Genomic DNA, 23,644 nt, shown 5'->3' on the forward strand with positions numbered 1-23,644 from the left:
GGCTCGGCTCGGCTCGGCTCGGCTCGGCTCGGCTCGGCTCGGCTCGGCTCGGCTCGGCTCGGCTCGGCTCGGCTCGGCTCGGCTAACGGATTGTATGTCCGTTAGAGCGCCGAATCAAGCGTTGCCGAACTTTTAACGGATTCTATGTCCGTTAGCCGTTTTTTCGCCCTCTTTTCTCGTCAAAAACAAGCTCAAATTCATTCTAAGCGTCGCCTGAATCCGTTAGAATTTCCAAACCGCTCAAATTCGCTTCTAAGCGTCGTCTCGTTCCGTTAGAATTCATGGCCACTCCTCAATCCAGACACTCTGCCTAAGCTCGCGCTTTTGATCTCTGCTATCCCTAACGCTTCGCGGCCATCATCTCCCGCTCCATGCAAAAGCAGCCCGACTCTCCAACTGGAGAGTCGGGCTGCTCGACACGCAAACCCGCAGAAAAGCCATGCCTTGTCGGCGTCTTTTTTGAGCAAAGATATAGAGCTCGGATACTTAAGCGCTTAAGATCGAAAAAACGAACAGAATCTTACAGAGAGTGCCGAGCGATCGGCGTCCCCTCCTGTTTTCGCTTTTAAATTTGCCTTCGCCCTTGAACTTGCACTTCATACTTGAAATCGACCTTTGCCTTTGCCTTTGCCTTTGCCTTTCGCTCTTCCCCTCGCCTCTCCCACACTCCCGGGAGAGGCTGTGTACCTCTGACTTATGCAGCGGCGCAGCAGCGGAGGGTGGAAGAAAAGCCGAGAAGCGTTAGCGCTCGCATCTAAAATCCGATTCCCTCCCCAGCAGCTTGTCCTTCAATCAGAGGAATCGGATTTTAGCGGCGATCGAAGCTTCTTCCACCCGCAGCGTCTCCACGTGCATCTGCCGCCTTTTCCATACCGCTTCCGCAATCTCGCAACGCCGCTTTCGCAGCCGCTCCCATAACCTCAGCCAAACACGTCCGTGCCCATCATTTTGCCCAGACTGCTTATCTCAAGCTCCGCGAACTTGGCCGATACCTTGCTATCGTCGATCCGGAATTCGCACAGATCGATCGGACATTCGACCGGCACCTCGCAGTGGATCTCGGCGAGGGAGCGGGACATGTGCAGCATATCGAGATCATTCTCGATCTTGGTGCGCACCGAGTTGGTCAGCTTATCCAGATTGGCCAAAATGCCCGGAATATCGTCGAACTCCTGAACGAGCTTGATCGCCGTTTTTTCGCCGATGCCTTTGACACCCGGATAATTGTCGCTCGAGTCGCCCATCAGGCCTTTCATGTCGATAATCTGCGAAGGCTTAAGCCCTTTTTCCTCCATCAGATAATCGGGCGTGTAGACCTGATAATTGCCGTAGCCTTTTTTCATGATGATGACTTTGATGCGTTCGTCGGTGAGCTGCAGCATATCGTTGTCGCCCGACAGGATCTGAACGTCCATCTGCTGTTCGCGTGCGCAGCGTTTGGCGATCGTACCGATACAGTCGTCCGCTTCGTAACCCGGCATGCCGATATTCGGAATATCCATCGCTTCGACCACATCCTTGACCAGATCGAACTGGGGAATCAGATCGTCCGGCGCCGCGGAGCGGTTGCCTTTGTAGGATTCGAACTGTTCAGTGCGGAAAGTACGGCCGCCCATATCCCAGCAGCAGGCGACATGCGTCGGATCGAACTGCTGGATCGCATCCCACATGTAGCGGACGAACCCGTAAATGCCGTTGGTCGGAACGCCCGCTTCGGTGCGGCGGATATAGCCTTTGAGCGCCGTTGCGTAATAGGCCCGGAACAGCAGCGCCATGCCGTCGACCAGCATCAGTGTCGGTTTGCGCGCCAGAACATTCTGCGGAAGTCCTTCGATACCGCCGTGCTCGCTCATACCCGCTCCTCCTTTTGACTCCAGCTTTGTTCATACATTTCCGGTTTGAAACCGATCGTTACGCGGTCTCCGTCGGTTACGATCGGACGCTTGATCAGCATTCCATTCGAAGCCAGCAGCTCCGCGCGTTTTTGTTCGTCGAGATCGGCCAGCTTGTCTTTGAGCCCAAGCGATTTGTACACCTCTCCGCTGACATTAAAAAACTTTTTCGACTCCAGGCCGCTTTTCGCAATCAAATCCAGAATTTCTTCTTGGGAAGGAGGCTGCTCGTTGATCGGAATCAGGTTCAGTTCGTGCCCTTCGTTTTGCAGCCACTTGATCGCGCTGCGGCAGGTGCTGCATTTGGCGTAATGGTACACATTCAGATGAGTCATCGGTGTCGGTCACTTCTCTTTCTTTGCTTTCTGTAAAAACTTCTCCAACTCCAGCAGATCCGGCGGAAAAGGAGCTTCGAAGGTCACGCGCTCCCGGGTACCCGGATGGACGAAAGCCAACCGGAACGCATGCAGCGCCTGGCGGCCGATCGACTCGTCCAGTTTCCGCGCTTGGACGGATTCGCTTGCCGTCAGCGGAGACGAGTCCGTATAGGTATACATCCCGTCGCCGACAAGCGGACAGCCGATATGCGTCATATGGACCCGAATCTGATGCGTGCGTCCGCTCTCGAGTTCCAGCTCGACCAGCGAAGCCCGCGCGGAGACATAACGTTCCAGCGTCCGGTAGCGGGTCGCCGCGGCGTAACCGTCCGGCGTTACGATCCGCCTATGGGGAGAGTCCGGATCGCGGTCGATCGGCCCTTCGATACGTCCGGCTTCCGCTTCCGGCCAGCCGTGCACGATCGCGCGGTACGTCTTGTCGACGGTTCCCGCGATCATCTGCTCGGAGATATGCTGGTGTATATACGGATTCTTGGCTATCGCCAGCACCCCGGACGTTTCGCGGTCCAGCCGGTGTACGGGGCGAAACCGCACCACCTCGCCTCTATCCTGCCAATGCTGCACGACGCCGTTGGCCAGCGTGCCGATATAATGGCCGTGCGTAGGATGGACAATCACGCCGGCCGCCTTGTTGACGATCAGCAGATCGCGGTCTTCGTACAAAATATCGAGCGGCATTTGTTCCGGCAAAATATCGTCCGATCTCTCGCGCTCCATCCGCAGCTCGACGAGGTCGCCGGTATGGACATGGATGCTGATATACACCCGTTCGCCGTTCAGCGTGATGCCGCGTTCGGTCATTTTGAGCCGGGATGTGAGCTTGCGCGATACCCCCAGCCGGTTGTGCAGCAGCGTTTTGAGCGTCCAGCCGTTCTCCCGTTCGGATACGGTATACACGATCGGATCATAATAGCCAAGCTCCGGATCGATCCCTTTTTCTCTCGGAAAATCGTAGGCTGCCGGTTCTACGCTCTGCGGCTGTTCTTCTGTTGGTTTCTGGTTTCCCGCTTCGATCTTTATTCACCCTGCTTTTGTTCGTTTTGTTGATCCTGAGTCCGGCTTCCCGAAAAAACATCGGCGCCGCGTACATATTCCACATCGTCCACTCTGAGTTTGAGGTTGGCGGCACGGGCAGCGCTGAAAAAGTAATCCGACAGCCGGTTGAGATACCGCAGCACCTCGGGATTGATCTCGGATTCGTCCGTCAACGTTACCACTCGCCTCTCGGCCCGCCGGCACACGGTGCGGCAGATATGGAGCAGCGCCGCCGGCGGACTTCCTCCGGGCAAAATAAAGCGTTCAAGCGGCGGATTCTCCGCTTCCAGCCGGTCGATCCAGGTTTCCAAACGCTCCGTCATCGCCGTATGCGTCTTGTAAGGCTGCTGCGCCGCCGGCGTGTACGCCAGATCGGAGCCGCAGTCGAACAGCTCCTGGCCCACGACGGCCAGCTGTTCGCGCAGGTCCTTGAAACGATCGTCTTGAAGCAGCGCCGCCGCATGACCGACAAAGCTGTTCAATTCGTCGATTGTGCCGTAAGCTTCTACCCGGGCATCGTCTTTGCGCACCCGTCCTCCGATCACCGACGTTTGTCCGCCGTCTCCCGTTTTTGTATAAATGCGCATGATGATTTCCTCCTCAGCCTTCCGTCAACTTCTGCAGCACCTTGATTGCCGCTTCTTTGTCCGGAGCATTGACCAGCACACAAGCCAGCATATCTTCGGGCGTATACCCGGCATCCTGGAACATCTTCATGTCTTTGACCGGAATGCCGAACAGATGCTTTTCAAGCACCGCGTCGCTTTCCCCGTCTTTCAATACGCCGCTTTCAAACACGCCATCCGGATAATCGGCTTTGTCGAAATACTCGTCGAGCACGACATGGGCACCGTCCTTGCCGTAAATTTCAATGTTATCCGTCGGCAGAATCACGATCGAATTCCCGCCCGCGGCATATTCGACCAGTACTTTTTGCAGATCGAACAGCGGCGAATAGTTGAATTCCGCTTTCAGATCCGGCACTTCGGTATTCAGTTTTTCCTGGATCACATCGATGCCTTCCCGACTGGAAGAACCTTTGTCCGACATGAAAATCGTGACGCCGTCGTCTTTGCCGCATCCGGCCACCAGCATGATCGCTGCGATCAGCACCAGCCAGACCCCTATTTTTTTCCGATTCACTCTTACTCCTCCTTGGACATTTCCCCGGGCATGGATCCCGTATTCAAAGTCGTTCTTAACCAATATATCATACTCCCCTGCCGCAAGCATTTCCGCCGCCGCCCGATCGGGCCCACACAAAAAAGGAAGAACCTCTGCGGAGCAGGCTCTTCCTTTTGGGCGGTAAACAAATCGATTTCGGGATCAAATGCAGAAGTGGAAACGGACGCCGACTGCGTTCATTGAAGCGGGTCAGCGTACCAACTGCATATATTCATTGATTTTCAGGTCGAGCCGGCTGCTGATTTCCACGACGGTCGCAGCGGTAAACGACTGTTCCCGTCCGAACGTTTCTTCCATCTGGGCGCGCAGCATACGAATCTCTTCTTGCAGGAACAGTTCGCGCTCTGCCATGGCACCGGGAGCTTGAACCCCACGCTGCATATACGGCTCCAGCGAACGTCGTATATGCCTCGGCTTTTGGAACGAAGCGGCAGACAAAAAACATTCCCCCTTGAAAAAATCAGCTGGTTCGAAACCCCATTATATAGAAGCTCTCCAATAAAATCAACTTTTTCAAAAAGGAGTCATTTTTCGTTTGGACAGCCGTTCGGCCCCCAGCTTTTATGCGCCTTCGCGTTTGACTTTGTATACGAATTGGCCGATCCGATCAAGCGCTTCGTTCAGTTGGGCTACGGACGTCGCGTAAGAGCAGCGCAGGAAGCCTTCGCCTCCGAGACCAAACACATCGCCCGGAACCGCGGCCACTTTCTCTTCGACCAGCAGACGCTGAGCGAACGTTTCCGACGTCAACCCGGTGGATTGGATACTCGGGAACGCATAGAACGCTCCTTCCGGTTCATGGCATTCCAAACCGGCATCGCGCAGCCCCTGCACGACGAGTCGGCGGCGGCGGTTGTACGATTCCACCATCTTGTCTTTTTCGCCAAGCCCGTTCGTGAGCGCTTCGAGCGCGGCGACCTGTCCCATGACCGGCGCGCACATCACCGTATACTGGTGAATCTTCAGCATCGCGGAGATCAGCTCGGGGTGACCGCAGGCATAACCCATTCGCCATCCCGTCATGGCAAAAGCTTTGGAGAATCCGCTGACGAGAATCGTGCGGTCTTTCATGCCCGGAGCCGCCGCAAAGCTTGAGTGCTTCACCGGACCGTAGCTGAGTTCGGCATAGATTTCGTCGGAGATCACGATCAGGTCGTGCTTCTCGACCACCTTCGCGATCGGCAGCCAGTCTTCGGCCGTCATCGCCGCTCCGGTCGGATTGCTCGGATAGCAGAGAATCAGGACTTTCGATTTCGGCGTAATGCTTGCTTCGAGCGCTTCGGCCGTCAATTTGAAACCGTCTTTGGCAAAAGTCTCGATGCCCACCGGGATGCCGCCCCCGATCGAAGTGATCGGCGAATAGGAGATGTAGCAGGGCTCCGGCACAAGCACTTCGTCACCCGGACGAATCAGCGCCCGCAGCGCCAGGTCGATCGCTTCGCTGCCGCCGACCGTGACAAGCACTTCTTTGCCCGGATCGTACGACGTGCCGAACGAGCTGCTCAAGTAAGACGCGATTGCTTCGCGCAGCTCGGGCATCCCCGCATTCGATGTGTAGCGCGTATAGCCGCGCTCCAGCGAATACACGCAGGCTTCACGCACATGCCACGGCGTCACGAAATCGGGTTCGCCTACGCCAAGCGTGATGATGTCTTTGCTGGCGCTGACAAGATCGAAAAATTTGCGGATGCCCGAAGGCTTGATATCGCGGACCAGGGGCGAGAGATAACGCTCCATCGAACCGTGTTCGGAATCGGAAGGCTGAACAGCGCCGTTTTCGTTCATTTCGCTTTTAGTTATCATCGTTTCGCATCCTTTACGGCGAGATCATCAGACGGCGGTCTTCTTCGTGTTCTTCGAAAATGATACCGTTCTGCTTGTATTTTTTGAGGATAAAGTGCGTTTTGGTCGACAGAATGGATTCGATCGGCGACAGCTTGTCGGAAACGAAGCTCGCCACGTCTTTGAGGTTGACGCCTTCCACTTCGACAAGCAGATCGTAGGCGCCGGACATCAGAAATACGGCTTTGACCTGCGGGTACAGATAGATCCGCTCGGCAATCCCTTCAAAGCCGCGTCCGCGTTCGGGCGTAATCTGCACTTCGATCAGCGCCGTTACTTTCTCGTCGTTGACTTTGCTTTCGTTGACGACCGTTGCGTATTTCACGATCACGCGATCCTGCTCGAGCTCGGCCACCGCTTCGCGCACTTCTTCTTCGGGCACGTTCAGCATCGTCGACAGCAGCCCGTGGGTGCGCCGCGCATCTTCTTCCAACAGTTCGAGAATATCCAGTTTGAGCTTGTTCGTTTCTTTCACTACGCATGCCTCCAGATCGATTTTGCTTGATAGATGACTCGTTCGGTTAACTTGGTCTCGCTTATTGTACCTCATCTTACCCCAAAAAAAACCGTTCTGCCACCGCTTCGCGCCAATCCGAGCATACCGCCCCCGCCCGAAAATGCGCTCCGTGCGGCTTCTCCCTTTGTTCCATGTCCAAAAAGCCCGCTTCCGAAGGAAGCGGGCAGGCTGTCGAGAAAGTGCTATTTGCGGAAGAAGCTTGCCGGCTCCGGAACTTTAAAGAACCGAAACGCCGATGACGTAAGACAGCGATACCGACAGAATCATCGAGATCAGGCCTACCGCCCGGTTATCGCGTCCAATCTCTTCGTCGACCTTGAAAAAAGGCGTGATGAACTCGAACAGAAAGTAGGCTACCATCAGCAGTACAAAACCGATCAGCGACCACAGCATACTTTCGTAAATGGTCGAACCGGACTCGATGCAGAATCGCAAAATATTGCAGATCCCGAAAATCTTACCGCCGGTCGCCATAGCCACCGCCAGGTTGCCTTTGCGAATCTCATCCCAGCATTTGTAGCGGGTGACCGCTTCGAAAATGGCCAGAAACACAACCAGTTCGAGGACGGCTACCGAAAAATAAGCGACGGCTGCCCCGATCGGGGTCGCCAATATAGGATCGATTACCGTATTCATCTTGTTCTGGCCCCGCTCCTTCCGTTACTTGAGTTCGGCTACGGTCACGCCGTTGCCGCCTTCGCCGTAATTGCCCAGCCGGTAAGATTTGACCAGCTTGTGCCGGCGAAGATGCTCTTGAATGCCGGTGCGCAGAATCCCTGTTCCTTTGCCATGGATCAGATACACCTGACCCAGGTTCGACAGAAATGCCTCATCGATAAACCGGTCCGTCTCCATCAATGCTTCTTCCAGATTGGTTCCGCGCAGATCGAGCTCCGAACGGGTACTGTCGTCTTTGGTCCGTTTGACCGAAGTGACCGGCTTTTGTTTGGGCGCTGTAACCGGGGCGCTTTGCACACGTTCGAGCGACCCCAGCGCCACTTTCATTTTCATGATGCCCATCTGTACCAGGGCTTCTTTGCCGTCCATCTCGATAACATGGCCGCGCTGGCCCAGATTGACCACGATCACTTCGTCGCCAGGCTCGATCTTCTGGGAAGATTTGGCGCCGGCGGATTTCTTGGCTTTTTTGACCCGGACTTCCGGTTCCGCCTGATCGAGCTGGCGCCGGGCCGCGATCAGCTTGTGTTCTTTGACCGACGCGCCTTCTTCCATTGCCAGACGGCGCAGTTCGGACACGACTTCGTCGGCTTCTTTGCGCGCTTTGGCGATAATGTCGCGGGCTTCGTTCTCGGCTTTCTCGAGTCTGGCTTCGCGCTGCGCTTCCTGCTTTTCGAGTTCGCGTTCCTGCTTCGTCCGGAGTTCTTCCATTTCGCGGCGCAGACGCTCGGCTTCCCCGCGCTCCGCTTCCGCTCCGATCCGGTTCTCTTCCAGCGCGCTGATCATGTTCTCGACGCGCAGATCTTCCTCCTTGACTTCGCCGCGGGCGAAGCTGAGGATCTTGCCCGGCAGACCGAGACGCTCCGCAATCGCAAAAGCGTTGCTTCGTCCCGGAACGCCGACGAGCAGCCGATAGGTTGGGCTCAACGTCGCCACGTCGAACTCCATGCTGGCGTTAATCACGCCGTCACGTTCATACGCGTAGGCTTTCAATTCGCTGTAGTGGGTCGTCGCCACCATGCGGCAGTTGAATTGATGGATATATTCCAGGATCGCGATCGCCAGCGCCGAACCTTCCGCCGGGTCGGTTCCCGCTCCGACTTCATCCAGCAGAATAAGGCTTTTCGGCGTCATGTCTTTCAGAATCCGGATAATGTTCGTCATATGGCTGGAGAAGGTACTGAGGCTCTGCTCGATGCTCTGTTCGTCGCCGATATCGGCATAGATCGCATCGAATACGCACAGCTCGCAGCCTTCGTCGGCCGGAACGAACAATCCCGACATCGCCATCAGACTGAGCAGGCCGATCGTTTTGAGCGTCACCGTCTTGCCGCCCGTATTCGGACCGGTTACGATGATGCTGGAAAACTCGCCGCCAAGTTCGACATCGAGCGGCACGACTTGTTTGGGATCGATCAGCGGGTGGCGTCCTTTGCGGATCCGCAGATACCCGCGGTCGTTGACGGTCGGCTCGGTCGCTTTCATCTTGTGGGCAAGGCGTCCTTTGGCAAAAATAAAATCGAGCTGCGCCAGTACATCCACATCGTACGCGAGCAGTTCGGCTTGTTCGCCGACGGCGGCAGTCAGCTTTTGCAGAATGATCTCGACCTCGCGCGTCTCGCGCAGTTTGGTCTCCCGCAGCTTGTTGTTCATTGCCACGATCGCTTCCGGCTCGATAAACATCGTGGCGCCCGAACTGGATTGATCATGCACGATGCCGCCGAAGTGCGAACGGTATTCCGACTTCACGGGAATCACGAAGCGGTCTCCGCGAATCGTAATCAGCTGATCCTGAAGCATCTTGGAGACGCTCGACGAACGGATCATCGACTCCAGCTTCTCGCGAATACGGGATTCGCCTCCGCGCAGCTCGCGCCGAACGGCCGCCAGGGTCGGACTGGCGGAATCCATTACTTCGGCCGAATCGCCGATACAGGAATTGATCAGCTGCTCCAGGGCTTTCTGATCCGAGATCAGCTCGACCAGGCCGTCCAGCAGCTCGACCGGATGTTCGTCGTGCAGCGTCTGGATAAAACGGCGCAGACGGCGCGAACCGTACAGCGTCGTTGCAATCCCCTGCAGTTCGTGCGGATTCAGCATGCCGCCGATCCGTGCGCGCTGCACCGACGCACGAATATCGACGATCCCGCCGAACGGCGGAGATCCTTTCAGACGATCGACGTGAAAAGCTTCGTGCGTGGCCTGCAGCAGCTTCTGCACGGACGAAAGATCGGTATCGGGCTTGAGCGCCCGCGCCGCTTCCTTGCCGAGCGAAGTCTGCGCCTGGTCCGCCAAGGCATTCGAGATGCTCGCATATTGTAAAATTTCGAATATTTTATCGTTCAAGAACGTGACAACTCCTTATCGGTTCTGGAGAACGCAGTGGTTCTCCGTCCCTTAATTATACCGGATTCGGGGCGCGGACACCATGGATGCCGGACATCGGGCGTTCGCGGCTGCCGGCCGCCTCCGCTGACCGGGAATAAACGAAAAGCCTTTTCGCCTCCGGTCGGAGAATCGAAAAGGCTTTTCGGCCGCGGCTCCGCGAAACAACGGTCGTACACGTTAATCGCGTACCGATACCGTATCCCGGTCCGCGTCGTACAATTCGACCCGGTTCTTGCCCGAGCGCTTCGCCCGGTACAGAGCCCCGTCGGCTTTGCCGAACAGGGTCTCCGCCGTATCGCCGGGCTCGTAGGCGCTGATGCCGACACTGACCGTAACGGGATGGTTGCCCATATAGGAATAGTTGGCGCTCTGCACCGCTTCGCGTATGCGCTCGGCATATTCGGCCGACTCGCCGATCGTTTTCTCGGTAAAAATAACGGCAAACTCTTCGCCGCCGTAGCGGGCTGCAAAATCGTTCGGCGCCACGATCATTCCGATTCGGATCGAAACTTCCTTAAGTACCAGATCTCCGATCAGATGGCCGTAGGTATCGTTGATTTTTTTAAAATTGTCGATGTCCAACACCGCCACCTGAACTTCAAGCCCGTTGCGCATGCTCTGGTCGACCAGGTCTTCGAGGTATTCGTAAAAGGTTCCGTGATTGTACAGCTGCGTCAGCGCATCGGTCTTGAGCAGACGCTGCGAGACCGCTTTGTCGACGATCAGGTCCTGCTGGGTCTGGGTCAGCAGCTCGACCTGGCGGCCGATCTCCAGTGCGCGGATCAGCACCAGACGGCCCAGCATCAGCGAAGCGGCCAGCATCAAGACACGCAGCGCGAAATCTTCGATTCCCCGTTCGTAAAAAGGCCGTTCCACCAAAAAGTAAAAAACGATATACAACACGATGTTCAACACGCCAAACCCATCAAGCAGTCTGCGGTCGAAATAAATCAAAGGCACGAACATCGGGAAAATCAGCAGAACACCGGGTGAACTTTCCGTATAGACGCTCAGGTTCAAGTAGTTGATATAGGCCATTGTCAGACTGATCCCGACTACGATCTGTCTCCCGTAGCGCCGGAAAGACGCGTACAGAAGTTCTCCGAGCCCGGCAATACCCAGGATCAACAGGATCCGGGTAAGCAGGGAAGAAGGGGAGTGTCCTTGTCCCACATTGGCTCCCGAGAAAAAGTAGGTCAAGTCGACCGCAATCACCATTGCGGCCACAATCCAATACGCAGTCAGGATCTGTCTATTCAGGCGATCCACGTTTCCCATGCCCTACCGCTGCTCCTGCTCCAGCATTTCCATCCATTCGTTGTACTCTTTTTGCAGCGCCCCGTACTCCTCTTGAAGACGCGCGTATTCGCGATCGGTCTCTTCGCGTTTATCTTTCTCCAGCTCGCGTTCGATATGAAGAATCCGAAGCTGATGGGACAGCATCTCGTACTGCTCCGTGACCTGGGTGAGCTCGCGCTGAAGATTGCCCGGCTCTTCCTCGCTTGTTGCCTCGTTCGCCGCAGCTTCCAACCGGCGCTCGAGTTCCGCTTTCTCTTCCGACCAGGCCTGCCGCAGATCCCGGAGCTGTTCCAGTTCCGCATTCCACTTCGCGCTGCGCCGTTCAAGTTCGCGTGCCGACTCCTGGGCCGTTCGCAGCTCGGATTGAAGCTGTTCGTACGCTTCGGCCGCCTGCGCCGCCCGGGCCGCCGCTTCTTCGCCTTTGCGTTCTGCGGAGTTCTTCTGCTTGGTCAGCAGGCGTTCGCGCTCGCCGGCTTCTTCGAGTTCGCGGCGCTGACGGCTGGTCTCCAGACGCCATGAAGCTTCGCGGCCGCCAAATTCCGCCACCCGGGAAAACAGCCGCTCGCGCTCCTCGTTCCACTGCGTTTCGGTTTCGGCGAGGCGCTCGGCTTCCCGCTTCGCTTCGTCCAGTGCTTCGGTGGCTTCGCCGAGCGCACTGCGCGCTTCTTCCAGTTCGGCTTCCAGGCTGCCGATTCGGGCGGCAAGGCTGCCGGCTTGTTCGTCAAGACGCTGCGCGGCGCGGGAAGACTCTTGAAGCTGCGCAACCAAATCCCGCTCCCGGCTCTCGGCCGCCTGTTCGCGTTCCCGGGATGCGGCAAGTTCATTCTCCAGGCGCGCATATTCCCGGGCACGCTCTTCTTCGCCGGACGTCAGCGCTTCGAGTCCGCGTTCCAGTTCTTCTTTTTGTTCGCGCAGACGGCGTACTTGTTCTTCCAGGTCGCCGGTCAGGCGCTCCTGGCGTTCGCGTTCGCCGTTCCATTCGGCTTCGCGGGCCGTATAGGATTCCAGCTCGCGAGACAGGTCGGTAAGACGGGATTGCGCTTCGGTCAATTTTGCGTGCAGTTCTTCCCGTTCGGCCGACAGGTCGCCGTTGGTCTGCACGGCGGATTGATGCTCGCCGCGCAGGCGGTCAAGCTCCGCCTCTACGCTTTCGCGCACGCCCTGCAGTTCGCGTTCCCGCTCTTCGGCTTCGCCCAGACGTCCGGCAAGCGTATCGCGTTCACTTTCGAGCGTGCTCGCCTGCCCACGCAGATCGTCAAGCGCACGAACCGATTCCCGATGAGCGTCTTCGAGCGTCCCGAGCGAAGCTTCCGTCTCGGCCAGACGGGCGGCGAGGCCGCTTTTGGCTTCTTCCAGAAGGATCACTTCGCCCGTCAGCGCTTCTTCGCTTGCTCCCAGCTCGCTTACGCGCTGTTCCAGGCGCGCTCTCGTCTCTTCCAGTTCGCCGCTTCGGGCCGCAAGCCGCGCTTCGAGCGCTTCGCGCTCACCCTGCAGCTCTTCGATGCGGCTGCCTGCATGGCGCAGCTCGCTTTCCAGGCGCGCGCCGCTCTCGGCAAGCTCCTCGGCCGTAAGCCGGGCCGCTTCCCATTCGGCGGCAAGCGTCCGCTTCTCGTCCGCCAGAGCTTCGGCGCTTTGCTGGAGCGCCTCCAGGCGAAGCGCAAGCGAAGCTTCCGCTTCCGCATGCCGCGCGCTTTCTTCGCGCGCGGCCGACAGATCGGCGGCCAGGGCGTCCTTGTCCGCCCGAAGCTCTTCGCGCTCCGTCTGCGCCGACTGCAGTCCGGCTTCCAGTTCGGCTTGGGCCGCGCCCAGTTCCGCGGCCGCTTCGCGCTCGGCCTGCAGCTGCTGCTGCAGCGCCGCGCGCTCGCTTTCAAGTTCCGCGAGACGCGCACGCAGCGCTTCCGCCGCCGTATCACGCTCGCGCAGATCGCCGTGCAGGGCGCGCTCGCGTGCCACCAGCTCGGTGACTTCCTCTTCGAGACGCACCGCTTCGCCCGTGAGATACTCTTCACTCTCGTTCAGCTCGCGTACACGCTGCTCCAGTTGGGAACGCCGCTCTTCGAGTTCCGCCGCTTTGGCTTCCAGTTCGGCGGACTGCACCTGGCGTTCGGCGATCAGACGCTCGCGGGTTTCCGCCGCTTCTTCCAGTTCGAGGCGGCGAAGTTCCCAGTTCTCTTCGGCAATCCGGTAATCGTCCAAGCGGCCTGCCAGCGCCGCGCGCTCTTCGTCCAGTTCATCCAGACGCTTTTTCAATCCGGACAATTCCTGCTCAAGCCCCGATTTCTCGCCGGTCAACGAAGCCAATTCGGCAGCAAACCGATCGCGCTCGCCGACTGCGGCAGAACGTTCGCCGTCTATACGGTCCCGCTCTTCGCCCAGTGCTATCCATTCTTCTTCCAGCACGTTTTTCTCGTTGGTCAGCGTATCGAGCAGCGCTTCCAGGCGCCGTTTCTCCGCGTTCAGCGCTTCCGTTTCGCTTTTCAGATTCCGCGCCGTTTCGCCTGCAGCCTGAAGTTCGTCTTCCAGGCGTGTCCGGTCGGAAGACGCGGTTTCCAGTTCGCCCAGCAGACGGACTTTCTCCGCATTCGCTTCTTCCCGCTCCTGTTCAAGGCGATGTTTGCTCTCGCCAAGATCCGACAATTCTTGTTCCAGACGGGTTTGGTCGGCCGACAAAGCGGCCAACTGCTGCTCCAAACGAGTCTTCCCGGTTTCCAATTGGTCCCGTTCTTCTCCGAGTCGGAGCGCTTCCGCCTGGCGTTCTTCCAGTGCGCGTTTCAGTTCGCCTCGGGCATGTTCCGCTTCTTCAAGCATCGATTCGAACGTTTCTTTCTCGGTGTTCCATTCGTTTTCACGCTGCGTCCACGACGCGAGTTCTGCCGTAAGTTCGGTATTCTCCGCTGCGCGGGCCGCTTCGGCTTCGGTCAGCTCGGAGGTCCGGCGTTCCAGTTCTTCGCGTTCTTTCCGCTGCTCCTCCAGCGCAAGGCGCAGACGCTCCTGCTCTTCGCGCAGGCCGAGCTCCGTTTCGCGGACGTCCGCAAGTTCGATTTCCAGCTTGCCGCGGAGCTCCTGCTCCGCCGCTTCGCGGGTGCGAAGTTCTTCCAGATGCGCACGGGCCTCCTCGTAACGCTCGGAAAGCTCGTTCTCGCGCAGACGGGTCTCGCCAAGTTCCGATTCCAGACGCGTATGTTCCTCGCTCCAGATCGTCTCGCCTTCTTCCAGTTCGCCGACCCGCGCTTCCAATCCCGCTCGGATCTCCTCCAGCGACCGCATCCCCGCTTCAAGCTCCGAAGTCTGCCGGACCGCCGCTTCAAGTTCCTGCCGCAGCTTGGCTTCTTCCGCCTGCAGTGCGGACAGCTGCCGCTTGAGCTCGAGGCTCTGGGCAGCCGCACGTTCGCCGGACGCTTCCAATTCCGCGACCTTGGTTTCGAGTTCGCTCCGCAGTCCGTTCAGGCGGCTTTCTTCTTCGCGCAGCAGACCCAGCTCCAATTCAAGCTCTTCCCGCTTCGACTCGCTCTCCGCCAGACGGACCCGGAGTTCTTCGCCTTCCTGCTCGAAACGTCCTGCCCGTTCGCGGCTATCGGCCAGCGCTTCTTCGCCTTGGCGAAGTTCCAGACGGACCGTTTGCAGTTCGCCCGCAAGACCTTCTTTGGCTGTACGTTCCGCCGTAAGTTCTTTGCCCGCTTTTTGCAGCGCTTCGCGCGAAACGTTCCCGCTCTTCTCCGCTTCGGCCAATTTCCCTTCAAGCTGCCGCTTCAGACCGTTCAGCCGTTCCAGTTCGGCATTCGCTTTGCGCAGTTCCTCGCGGCGCAGCGTCAGCTCCTTGTCCGCTTCGGCCAGCTTGGCATTTTCGGCGCGCAGCGAGTCCGCGATCGAAACCTGCTCCGCCGTCCGTTCGCGCAGCTCCGCCGTTTCGGTTTCCAGCTGACCGGTGCGCGACAGCGACTCGTCCAGTTTTTCCTGCAAATCCTGGTTCGCGATATTCGTCTCGGCCATATTGACCGCGGCAAGAACGGCAATACGCACCGTATCCAGCCTCGGATGGCCGTTTGCAATCGTGGTCATCCGTTCATCGACCAGTCGGGCGACCCGTTTCACATAATCTTGGCTGCTTCCGAAAATTTTATAGGACGTTCCGTAAATCTCCACGCTGACTGTTTTTCGTTCAGCCATATTCGCCCGCTCCTCTCTATTATATCCATCATCTATCGCCTGCCGCCTGGAGGCGGCACACTGGCGTTCAGTCGCCGTTTGTTCTAAATAAACACTTCAGGGGATCGCCCGACGCTCTTGGGCAGGATCCGCTTGGATTGCGGCATTCGGTTGTCGGTTTCGAAGGATCGCCTAACACCACCTATCGGGTTTTGACGCCATTTTCGCCTGAAAGTTGCTCCGAGCGCTTCCAATACCTACAAAACACACAGCCGACGGGCAAAAACCGCACCCTTCTTCAGGACAGGGGTCCGCGCGGCGGACCGGATTCCTAAAGAATTCGATGCGGTTTTGCTCTTCTCCTGCCGAGAGTGCTTACTTTCTCAATTCGGCAGCAAAACTTTGTTCCAGACGGGCAATGACGTTCTGCTGGGCAGCCGCCACTTCCTCATCCGTCAGTGTACGTTCGCCATGCTGATAAGTCAGCGCCAGCGCTACGCTTTTCTTGTCCGATGCGACGCGGTCTCCCGTATAGACGTCGAATACGCGTACATCCTGCAGCAGTTCGCCCGCCGACTCGCGGACCGCCGCGATCAGCGAACCGGCTTCAACGGCGAGGTCGACGACAACGGCGATATCCCGCTGTGCGGACGGATAACGCGGCAGATCGCGGTATTCGATCTCCGGCGCGGCCGGCGCATATAAATCGTTCAAGCAGATCTCGGCCGCATAGGTATCGTCCAGATCGTAATCGAGCTGAAGCTGCGGATGCAGCTGACCCAGTACGCCGATACGTTTGTCCGGAGCGCCTGCCAGATACAGCGAAGCAGAACGTCCCGGATGGAACCCGTCCGGCGAATCGGCGCGGAATTCCGCATGCAGACCCAGCTCTTCGAGCACACTCTCCACGGCGCCTTTGAGATCGAAGAAATCGACTTTGCGCGATGCGGCGCCTACGGTCTCATCCGTACGGCTGCCGGCCATGAGCAGGGCCAGCATCGTGCGTTCGGTCGGCTGCTTCGTCACTTTCTGCTCGCTGCCGTGGAAGACGGTACCGACTTCGAACATCGACAGGTCGGCGTTCTTGCGGTTGCGGTTGTACTGCGCCGCTTCCAGCAGCAGCGGAACCAGCGTCGTGCGCAGCACGCTGCGGTCTTCGCTCATCGGCATAGCCAGCGGTACCGCATAGCTGTCGGCCGAGAAGGCCGTGAAGCGCTGCGTGTTCTCGGGGCGGGTGAACGAATACGTCACCGCTTCATTGAAGCCGCCGTGGGTCAGCGTGCGGCGAACCGCACGGCGAACCGCCTGCGACTTCGTATACGCTCCCGGCGTCGTCGGGCCTTCGATGACGGTCGACGGAATATTATCGTAGCCATGAATCCGGGCAACTTCTTCGATCAGATCCACGTCGCGCGTAATATCGCCGCGGCGCGTCGGTACCTGCACGTCCAGCACGCCCTGCGCGCTGTCGGCGCATTTGAAGTTCAGGCGCGCGAAGATCGCTTTCACTTCCAGCATCGAAATATCCGTGCCGAGGTACGCGTTCAGCTTCGGCAGCGACAGCGACAGCTTTTGCTCCGTCACCGCTCCGCTTTTGCTCTCCACGATGCCGTGCAGCACAGCTCCGCCCGCATGGCGCGACAGCAGCAGTGCCGCCCGGTCCAAGGCCGCGATCACGGCCGACGGATCGACTTCTTTTTCGAATCTCAGGCTCGCTTCCGAACGCAGGCCGAGTTTTCTCGACGTTTTGCGCACGGAAGAACCGGCGAAGCGCGCCGATTCCAGCGCGATATTAACCGTCGAACCCGTCACTTCGGTCTCAAGTCCGCCCATCACGCCCGCAAGCGCCGCCGGACGGTCTCCGCCGGTAATGAGCAGCATCGACGGATCGAGCTTGCGTTCCTGCCCGTCGAGCGTCGTCAGCGTTTCGCCGTCGCACGCGGAACGCACTCCGATCTCCCGGCCAAGCTTGTCCGCGTCGAACGCGTGCAGCGGCTGTCCGCATTCGAGCATGACATAGTTCGTGATATCGACGACGTTGTTCGTCGGACGGATCCCCGCGGCCATCAGGCGATTCTGCATCCACTGCGGCGAAGGACCGATCTGAACGCCGGAAATGTAGCGGATCGCGTAATGCGGACTCAATTCGCCGTTTTCGACCGTAACGCTCACTTGGTCCGCTGCCGGTCCGCCCGTTTCGATCAGATCGATCGCGGGAAGCTTTACTTCGCGGCCCAAAATAGCAGCCGTCTCGTAAGCCGCGCCGATCATGCTGAGGCAGTCGGAACGGTTCGGCGTCAGATCGAATTCCAGCACCGCGTCGTCCAGGCCGAGCACCTGGGTGATCGGCAGACCGATCTCGGTGCCTTCCGGCAGCACGAGGATGCCTTCCTGCTGGTCTTTTGGCAGCAGCTTGTCGTTCATGCCAAGCTCGCTGGCCGAGCAGATCATGCCCTGCGAAGCGACGCCGCGCAGCTTGGCGTTTTTGATCTTGAAGTTGCCCGGCAGAACCGCGCCTACAACCGCGACCGGAACTTTTTGGCCCGCATCGATATTTTTGGCGCCGCAGACGATCTGCAGATCTTCGCCCGTTCCGGCGTCGACGGTGCAGACGTTCAGCTTGTCGGCGTCAGGATGTTTTTCCTTGTGCTTGACATAGCCTACGACTACGCCCTGCACCCCTTGATTGCGCTGCTCGATCTCGTCGATCTCGATGCCGGACCGTGTAATTTTCTCTGCCAACTCTTCAGGCGTAACGCCTTCGATACTTACGTATTCGGACAACCACTGCGTCGATACTTTCACTGCCCGCTCACTTCCTTCTCTTGTGTTATATTCCTGCGTTTACGCTTCTATTGACGGGCGAACTGGTTCAGGAACCGTTCGTCGTTATTGTAGAAATGACGGATATCGTCGATGCCGTATTTGAGCATCGCGAGACGCTCGGCGCCCATGCCGAACGCAAAACCGCTGTATTCCTCCGGATCATAACCGCTCATCTCCAGCACGCGCGGATGCACCATGCCGCAGCCGAGCACTTCGAGCCAGCCCGTGTTTTCCGCGCCTTTTTTGCGGTAGCTCACGTCCACTTCCGCACTCGGTTCGGTGAACGGGAAGAAGCTCGGACGCATACGGATCTGCGTGTCGCTGCCGAACAGCTCCTGCATCAGCTGCAGCAGGGTCCCTTTCAGGTCGCTCATCCGGATGTTTTTGCCGATCACGAGCCCTTCGATCTGGTGGAACTGGAACGAATGGGTCGCGTCGTCGTCGTCGCGGCGGTACACTTTGCCCGGGCAGATGATCTTGACCGGCACTTCGCCGTTCATCTTCTGCATCGTGCGCACCTGAACCGGGGACGTATGCGTACGCATCAGCAGATCTTCCGTTATATAGAAGGAATCCTGCATATCGCGCGCCGGATGGTCTTTCGGCAGGTTGAGCGCTTCGAAGTTATGGTAGTCGGTCTCGACTTCCGGACCCTCGGACACCTGGTAGCCCATGCCGATGAAGATCTGTTCGATCTCTTCGATGATCCGGTTCAGCGGATGTGCCGCGCCGCGCGGCAGCTTGCGTCCCGGCAGCGTGACGTCGATCGTCTCGGACGCCAGGCGGCGCTCCGTTTCTTCGCGTTCGAACCGCTCGCTGTGCGCACTTACGGCCGCGTCGATCGCGTCGCGTACTTCGTTCGCCAGCTGTCCGATCACCGGACGTTCTTCGGCGGACAGTCCGCCCATGCCGCGCAGAATCTCGGTCAATTTCCCTTTTTTACCCTGATATTTGACGCGCAGCTCGTCGAGCTGTTTTGCGTCCGCCACGCTTCTCAAATGCTCGAGCGCTTCGGCTTTCAACTGTTCCAAACGTTCTCTCATCGTCCGCAGACTCCTTTCCCGCCAAGGGAAGTAATGAATACTCGTCATTTTCGCCTTAAAAAGACCCGAAAAACAAAAAGATCTTCCCGCCCCAAGGGACGAAAAGATCGCGTTACCACCCTAATTCAGAAGCCTTCCCGCCGAATGCCGGCATCGGGAAACTCGCGGCCGCAGCGGCCGGACTTCTCTCAGAGACGAAGATAACGGGTCGTCAACCCGGCTGTCCTAATGCGGGGCGTTAGTCGTCCCGGTTCAGACAGCGGCTCCAGAGCGAACTTCGGCGTCGGCGTTGTCGTAAAAATGCTCTCAATCTACGGCATTTTTTCCCTGTACGGTGTCGGCGCTTACTCTTCTCTATCATCGCGGCAAAAATATGTTTGAATTAAATGTTGGTTGTTATACACATATATTCTACTAAAAAGCCGCAGCATGCGTCAATCTGAATTTCCTCGTCCTATTCCTGTGCCCTTTTAGGGCTAAGGCTTTTCCGCAAGTTCCGCCAGCTCCTTCTTCACTTCGCGGATCTCGCTCATGACCTCGGCCGAGAACAGGTCCGGCAGTTCGCCGTTTTCTTTCCGGTACTCCGTTTCGTTCGCCCGGCTGGCCGCTTCGCCCCGCAGCAGCTCCGCGAGCTTCAGCTCCAACATCAGCCTGCGCTCGTTCTCTTCGCGTCCGCCGGGACTGCGTTCCTGCAATCGGAGGTTTTCTTCCTGCTCCTCCAGACTGCCTTCAAACAAAGCAACTCCGCCTTCAGGCTCAATCTCCGCAATCCGGTTGGCCGCTTTGCGCACCAGCATCCGGTCGTGGGAAACGAGCAGCAGCGCGCCCGGATAGCGCATCAGCGCCGCTTCCATCACTTCCCGCGTATCGATATCGAGGTAATTGTTCGGCTCGTCGAGCACCAGCAGATTCGCTCCGCCGAAATACAGCCGAATGAACGCCGCCCGGCATTTTTCGCCCATGCTCAGATCGCCGATCCGCTTGAACACATCTTCGCGCGGGAACAAGAAGCATCCGAGTATCGTTCGCGCCTGCGTCTGCGTCATGTTCGGCAGTTCCAGCAGGCTGTCCAGCAGACTCTGATCGACCGGAAGTCCTTCCAGCTCCTGCGAAAAATAGCCGATCTTCACGCCGGGATGCAGCCGCACTTCGCCGCTTGTCGGTGCAAGCTTCGCCGTCGCCAGACGCAGCAGGGTGGTCTTCCCGCTTCCGTTCGGCCCGCGCACCGCCAAACGGTCGCCCCGATCCAATTGAAAATGGACATGGTGCAGCACGGTCCGGTCGGCATAGGCAAAATCGACATGCTCGAACCGCAGCAGCGTACGCGCTTCGAACCCTTCGTCTTCCAGCGTCATATTCAGCTTGGGCGCATGGCGTACACTGCCGACGCTTTCCGCGTCCAGCCGCTCCAACTGCTTCTGCTTGGCATGGTAGCGGGAAATATTCTTTTTGGCTTTGGCTTTGTAATAGCTCTGCGTGATCTTGACCTCGCTTTGATGCGCCGCGGAATTATGCGCCTGCAGAAACCACTGCTGATAATTACGGATCGATTCCTCGAGCGCTTTGCGCTGCTGTTCCTGCTTCTTGTGCAGCGCTTCGTGTTCGCGGAGTTCACGTTCTTTGTAGCCTTGATAATCCGTATACCCGCCGCGGTATTTCACGATCCCGTCCGGGTTCAGCTCGCAGACGGAAGTGGCCACCTCGTCGATGAACTGCCGATCGTGCGAGACGAACAGCAGCGTGCCCGCGTAATGGCGAAGCTGTTCTTCGAGCCAGTGCAGACTCTCTTCGTCCAGATGGTTGGTCGGCTCGTCCAGGATCAGCAGCTTGGGCGACTTCGCCAGCAGCGCGGCCAGGCGCACCCGCGTTTTCTGGCCGCCGCTGAGCGACGCATACGGCAGATTCCAGCTTTCTTTGGGCATACCGATCCGCTGAAGCTGCTTCTCGACTTCGTTTTCCCAATGAAACCCGCCTTGGCTTTCGTACTCTTCAAGAGTCGGTCCGTACGCTTCCAGCGCCTGCTCCGCCGGCTGACCGGAACCGCTCATCTCCCGGGCCAGACGGTCCAGCTTCATTTTGAGCGCGTGCAGGTGATCGTGTTCCAGATAGGCCCGCTCAAGCGCAGTCGTTTCTTCGGGAACGTCTTCGCTTTGCTTCATCATGCCCCATTCTTCGATCGGCAGCATGCGCTCCACGCTGCCGCCCGTCGCTTCCTCCATACCGGCCAGGATGCGCAGCAGCGTTGTTTTACCGCAGCCGTTGCGTCCGAACAGCGCCAGGCGCTCGCCTTCCGTCACTTCCAGATTCACCTTTTCAAACAGCGGCTGCCCGTTCCATTCTTTCTCCAATTCTTTGGCAATCATCCAGGTTCGCATCAAACCATCATCCTCTCCAAATAAAAAAGTCCGCGTGACGGCAAACGCCGCTGCGGACTTGGAGAGTCGATGATCGAGCAGAAACCTGCGTGTTTCACGGGAAGTGAAGCGCGCCTATCGGAAAATTCCGAAAAACCGGTACGCAAAAAGAGGCACACACTCCCGATGGAAGACGCACGATTCCCTCTCTCACTCCTGCCGCAGCCGAACGTTTGAACGTCCGCCTGTCGTGTCCCGCTTTTTCGGCGCAAGAAAACAAACGGTTCGAAAACCGATAGCTGCCAAAAAGCAAGTATGCCGAGTTAGATGAGGACATGCGTTTTATACTTCATCGTATAGGGTGTACCTCTCGAATTCTACAGAATGGTTGAACACCGCAAGTCTAACAAAACTTCAAAGCGGTGACAACCTTTTTTACCCCGTCAGCCGAAAATGAATCCCCAAACCGCATGCAGTCCCGTTCCCGCAAGAACCAAGATGCCTGCGATAAAAGCCAGATAAACCAGCAGTCCGATCCCCGCAATCAGTGCGATGCCGATCCGGACCCCGTCCCCGATCCGATTTGCGATCCGGTGCGAGACTCGGGCTTCCCTTTTCCCGTGCATGCGGTCTTCCATATCCGAACACTCCCCGTTTCTCCGATTGGGCTTCCGGCCTGTGCTTCTCCCCCGGCCAAATACCCTTCTGTTTGTCTATCGGCATTTCGGCTTCTTTTCGACACCCCGTATCTGCAAAGATTGTGTGAACGTGGTAAAATCGGCATAGCGAAAGCGAGGGGAATCAGCGGATATGAACAAAAATATATCGGATATTGCGCAGATGGCGGGCGTCGCCAAAAGTACGGTATCCCGTTACCTGAACGGCGGCTCCGTCAGCGTCAAAACAAAGCAGAAGCTGGAGCGCATTACCCGGGAAGCCGGCTACGTGCCCAATTCGTTTGCCCAGAGTCTCAAAGCCAAACGGACCAATCTGATCGGTACCATTGTGCCCCGGCTCGATTCGTTCGCGGCCGCGCAGACGATGACCGGCATCGACGAGGAACTGCGCACGGCCGGCGGCCGGATGCTCGTCTATAATGCGGGGCAGGATCGGCAGCGGGAGATCGAAGCGATGCAGGATCTGGCACGGCAAAAAGTGGCGGGAATCATCCTGATGCCGGCACAGGTGACCGACGAACATCTGCGGGCGGCCGAAGCGTCGGGCATTCCCGTACTGCTCGTGGGTCAGGGCAGCGACCGGCTGCACAGCCTCGTCTACGACGATTACGGAGCCGGGCGGCTGATGGGACGCCACGTACTGGACATGGGACACCGCCGCATCGCCTATCTGGGCGTGACCGAAGAAGACGAAGCGGTCGGAAGGCAGCGCAAAGAAGGTTTCCGGGCCGCGGCGGCGGAGTGTCCGGACTGCGACATTTTCTATTACGAGAGCAGTTTTGCGATTGGCGACGCCCGGCTTGCGGCCGAGCGAATCCTGGATGAATGCGCGCCGTCGCTGATCGTCTGCGCGACGGACAATATCGCGCTCGGCGTCGTCAAGACGGCTCATGTACGCGGTCTGTCGATCCCGGCGCAGCTGTCCGTGACCGGCTTCGGCGGTTATAAAGTCACGGCGATCATCAATCCGGAGCTGACCACCGTGCGCTTTCCGTATTACGAGGCCGGCAGGCTGGCAGCCCGCAGCATGCTCAAACTGACGGCGGGCGAAGACGTTCGGCGTTCCACCGTCATGGACGTCGAAATGCTCTCCCGAGAAAGCGTTGACAATTTAAATAAACCTTTTGTATAATGCAATCGGAACCGGTTCCGGTTTGGAGATTGGGCTATTCCCTTTCGACGGTCCGGAACGGTTTTCTGATTCGCTCAATCTTTTTACAGTCTTTTTTTATTCTTTTTTGGAACCGGTTCCTATTTGGATTGCCTGTCTGTCCCACTTTTTTTAAATGACGGATTGTAAAATGAAGTGCAACACCTCGAACTGAATACAAAAAGGGCTCATGGCCGGATTCGTGTAGAATAAA

General features: G+C 57.9%; 17 protein-coding genes. 1 reads left to right on the plus strand and 16 read right to left on the minus strand.

The genetic code is table 11. The features are described 5' to 3' along the window. Positions 1-920: 920 nt before the first annotated feature. From HRQ60_RS09525 to HRQ60_RS09600, 16 genes are all read right to left on the minus strand, one after another. Entirely contained in the window at positions 921-1,853 is a 933-nt protein-coding gene (locus tag HRQ60_RS09525; RefSeq protein ID WP_172195573.1) for a 5'-3' exonuclease, read from the minus strand. Beyond that, entirely contained in the window at positions 1,850-2,227 is a 378-nt protein-coding gene (locus HRQ60_RS09530; protein ID WP_172195574.1) for an arsenate reductase family protein, read from the minus strand. Before HRQ60_RS09530 ends, HRQ60_RS09525 begins: the two co-directional genes overlap by 4 nt. Before the next feature lie 9 nt (positions 2,228-2,236). Beyond that, on the minus strand, positions 2,237-3,187 hold the full coding sequence (locus HRQ60_RS09535) for an RluA family pseudouridine synthase (protein ID WP_343044655.1): 951 nt from the start codon (positions 3,185-3,187) through the stop codon (positions 2,237-2,239). Positions 3,188-3,306: 119 nt separating this feature from the next. Next, entirely contained in the window at positions 3,307-3,912 is a 606-nt protein-coding gene (locus HRQ60_RS09540; RefSeq protein ID WP_172195575.1) for a cob(I)yrinic acid a,c-diamide adenosyltransferase, read from the minus strand. A gap of 13 nt (positions 3,913-3,925) precedes the next feature. Beyond that, positions 3,926-4,468 (minus strand): hypothetical protein, encoded by a 543-nt coding sequence (locus tag HRQ60_RS09545; RefSeq protein ID WP_172195576.1) that lies wholly within the window; start codon positions 4,466-4,468, stop codon positions 3,926-3,928. Positions 4,469-4,699: 231 nt separating this feature from the next. Then, positions 4,700-4,891: an aspartyl-phosphate phosphatase Spo0E family protein gene (locus tag HRQ60_RS09550; protein ID WP_172195577.1), complete on the minus strand. Its 192-nt coding sequence runs from the start codon at positions 4,889-4,891 to the stop codon at positions 4,700-4,702. A 180-nt stretch (positions 4,892-5,071) separates the two neighbouring features. Then, positions 5,072-6,295 (minus strand): aminotransferase class I/II-fold pyridoxal phosphate-dependent enzyme, encoded by a 1,224-nt coding sequence (locus tag HRQ60_RS09555; protein WP_172195599.1) that lies wholly within the window; start codon positions 6,293-6,295, stop codon positions 5,072-5,074. 31 nt (positions 6,296-6,326) lie between these two features. Further along, entirely contained in the window at positions 6,327-6,827 is a 501-nt protein-coding gene (locus tag HRQ60_RS09560) for an Lrp/AsnC ligand binding domain-containing protein (protein ID WP_172195578.1), read from the minus strand. 258 nt (positions 6,828-7,085) lie between these two features. Beyond that, positions 7,086-7,505, minus strand: a complete 420-nt coding sequence (locus tag HRQ60_RS09565) for a DUF350 domain-containing protein (protein WP_172195579.1) — start codon at positions 7,503-7,505, stop codon at positions 7,086-7,088. Between the two features lie 24 nt (positions 7,506-7,529). Then, positions 7,530-9,893 (minus strand): endonuclease MutS2, encoded by a 2,364-nt coding sequence (locus HRQ60_RS09570; RefSeq protein WP_172195580.1) that lies wholly within the window; start codon positions 9,891-9,893, stop codon positions 7,530-7,532. A gap of 219 nt (positions 9,894-10,112) precedes the next feature. Beyond that, positions 10,113-11,213, minus strand: a complete 1,101-nt coding sequence (locus HRQ60_RS09575; RefSeq protein WP_172195581.1) for a GGDEF domain-containing protein — start codon at positions 11,211-11,213, stop codon at positions 10,113-10,115. Between the two features lie 3 nt (positions 11,214-11,216). Next, positions 11,217-15,401 carry a cell division protein ZapA gene (gene zapA, locus HRQ60_RS09580; RefSeq protein WP_172195582.1) on the minus strand — a complete coding sequence of 1,395 codons (4,185 nt, stop codon included), beginning with the start codon at positions 15,399-15,401 and terminating at the stop codon, positions 11,217-11,219. 354 nt (positions 15,402-15,755) lie between these two features. Next, positions 15,756-18,185, minus strand: coding sequence for a phenylalanine--tRNA ligase subunit beta (gene pheT, locus HRQ60_RS09585; protein ID WP_172195583.1), 2,430 nt, complete (start codon positions 18,183-18,185; stop codon positions 15,756-15,758). Positions 18,186-18,232: 47 nt separating this feature from the next. Beyond that, positions 18,233-19,249, minus strand: coding sequence for a phenylalanine--tRNA ligase subunit alpha (pheS, locus tag HRQ60_RS09590; RefSeq protein WP_172195584.1), 1,017 nt, complete (start codon positions 19,247-19,249; stop codon positions 18,233-18,235). Positions 19,250-19,725: 476 nt separating this feature from the next. Continuing rightward, complete coding sequence (gene abc-f, locus HRQ60_RS09595; protein ID WP_172195585.1) at positions 19,726-21,624, minus strand: ribosomal protection-like ABC-F family protein; 1,899 nt, start codon at positions 21,622-21,624, stop codon at positions 19,726-19,728. Positions 21,625-22,046: 422 nt separating this feature from the next. Beyond that, positions 22,047-22,241, minus strand: coding sequence for a hypothetical protein (locus HRQ60_RS09600; protein WP_172195586.1), 195 nt, complete (start codon positions 22,239-22,241; stop codon positions 22,047-22,049). 172 nt (positions 22,242-22,413) lie between these two features. Between HRQ60_RS09600 and HRQ60_RS09605 the strand changes: the two genes are divergently transcribed. Next, positions 22,414-23,412 carry a LacI family DNA-binding transcriptional regulator gene (locus HRQ60_RS09605; protein WP_172195587.1) on the plus strand — a complete coding sequence of 333 codons (999 nt, stop codon included), beginning with the start codon at positions 22,414-22,416 and terminating at the stop codon, positions 23,410-23,412. Positions 23,413-23,644 lie beyond the last annotated feature (232 nt).

It is taken from the genome of Saccharibacillus qingshengii (assembly GCF_013185195.1).
GTDB lineage: Bacteria > Bacillota > Bacilli > Paenibacillales > Paenibacillaceae > Saccharibacillus > Saccharibacillus qingshengii.

What these genes read in the sequence shown, in the direction of transcription:
- abc-f (WP_172195585.1), bottom strand. Translation starts at nt 21,624, where the DNA reads ATGCGAACCTGGATGATTGCCAAAGAATTGGAGAAAGAATGGAACGGG.
- HRQ60_RS09550 (WP_172195577.1), bottom strand. Translation starts at nt 4,891, where the DNA reads ATGCAGCGTGGGGTTCAAGCTCCCGGTGCCATGGCAGAGCGCGAACTG.
- HRQ60_RS09605 (WP_172195587.1), top strand. Translation starts at nt 22,414, where the DNA reads ATGAACAAAAATATATCGGATATTGCGCAGATGGCGGGCGTCGCCAAA.
- HRQ60_RS09555 (WP_172195599.1), bottom strand. Translation starts at nt 6,295, where the DNA reads ATGAACGAAAACGGCGCTGTTCAGCCTTCCGATTCCGAACACGGTTCG.
- HRQ60_RS09600 (WP_172195586.1), bottom strand. Translation starts at nt 22,241, where the DNA reads ATGGAAGACCGCATGCACGGGAAAAGGGAAGCCCGAGTCTCGCACCGG.
- HRQ60_RS09540 (WP_172195575.1), bottom strand. Translation starts at nt 3,912, where the DNA reads ATGCGCATTTATACAAAAACGGGAGACGGCGGACAAACGTCGGTGATC.
- zapA (WP_172195582.1), bottom strand. Translation starts at nt 15,401, where the DNA reads ATGGCTGAACGAAAAACAGTCAGCGTGGAGATTTACGGAACGTCCTAT.
- HRQ60_RS09530 (WP_172195574.1), bottom strand. Translation starts at nt 2,227, where the DNA reads ATGACTCATCTGAATGTGTACCATTACGCCAAATGCAGCACCTGCCGC.
- HRQ60_RS09525 (WP_172195573.1), bottom strand. Translation starts at nt 1,853, where the DNA reads ATGAGCGAGCACGGCGGTATCGAAGGACTTCCGCAGAATGTTCTGGCG.
- pheS (WP_172195584.1), bottom strand. Translation starts at nt 19,249, where the DNA reads ATGAGAGAACGTTTGGAACAGTTGAAAGCCGAAGCGCTCGAGCATTTG.
- HRQ60_RS09575 (WP_172195581.1), bottom strand. Translation starts at nt 11,213, where the DNA reads ATGGGAAACGTGGATCGCCTGAATAGACAGATCCTGACTGCGTATTGG.
- HRQ60_RS09565 (WP_172195579.1), bottom strand. Translation starts at nt 7,505, where the DNA reads ATGAATACGGTAATCGATCCTATATTGGCGACCCCGATCGGGGCAGCC.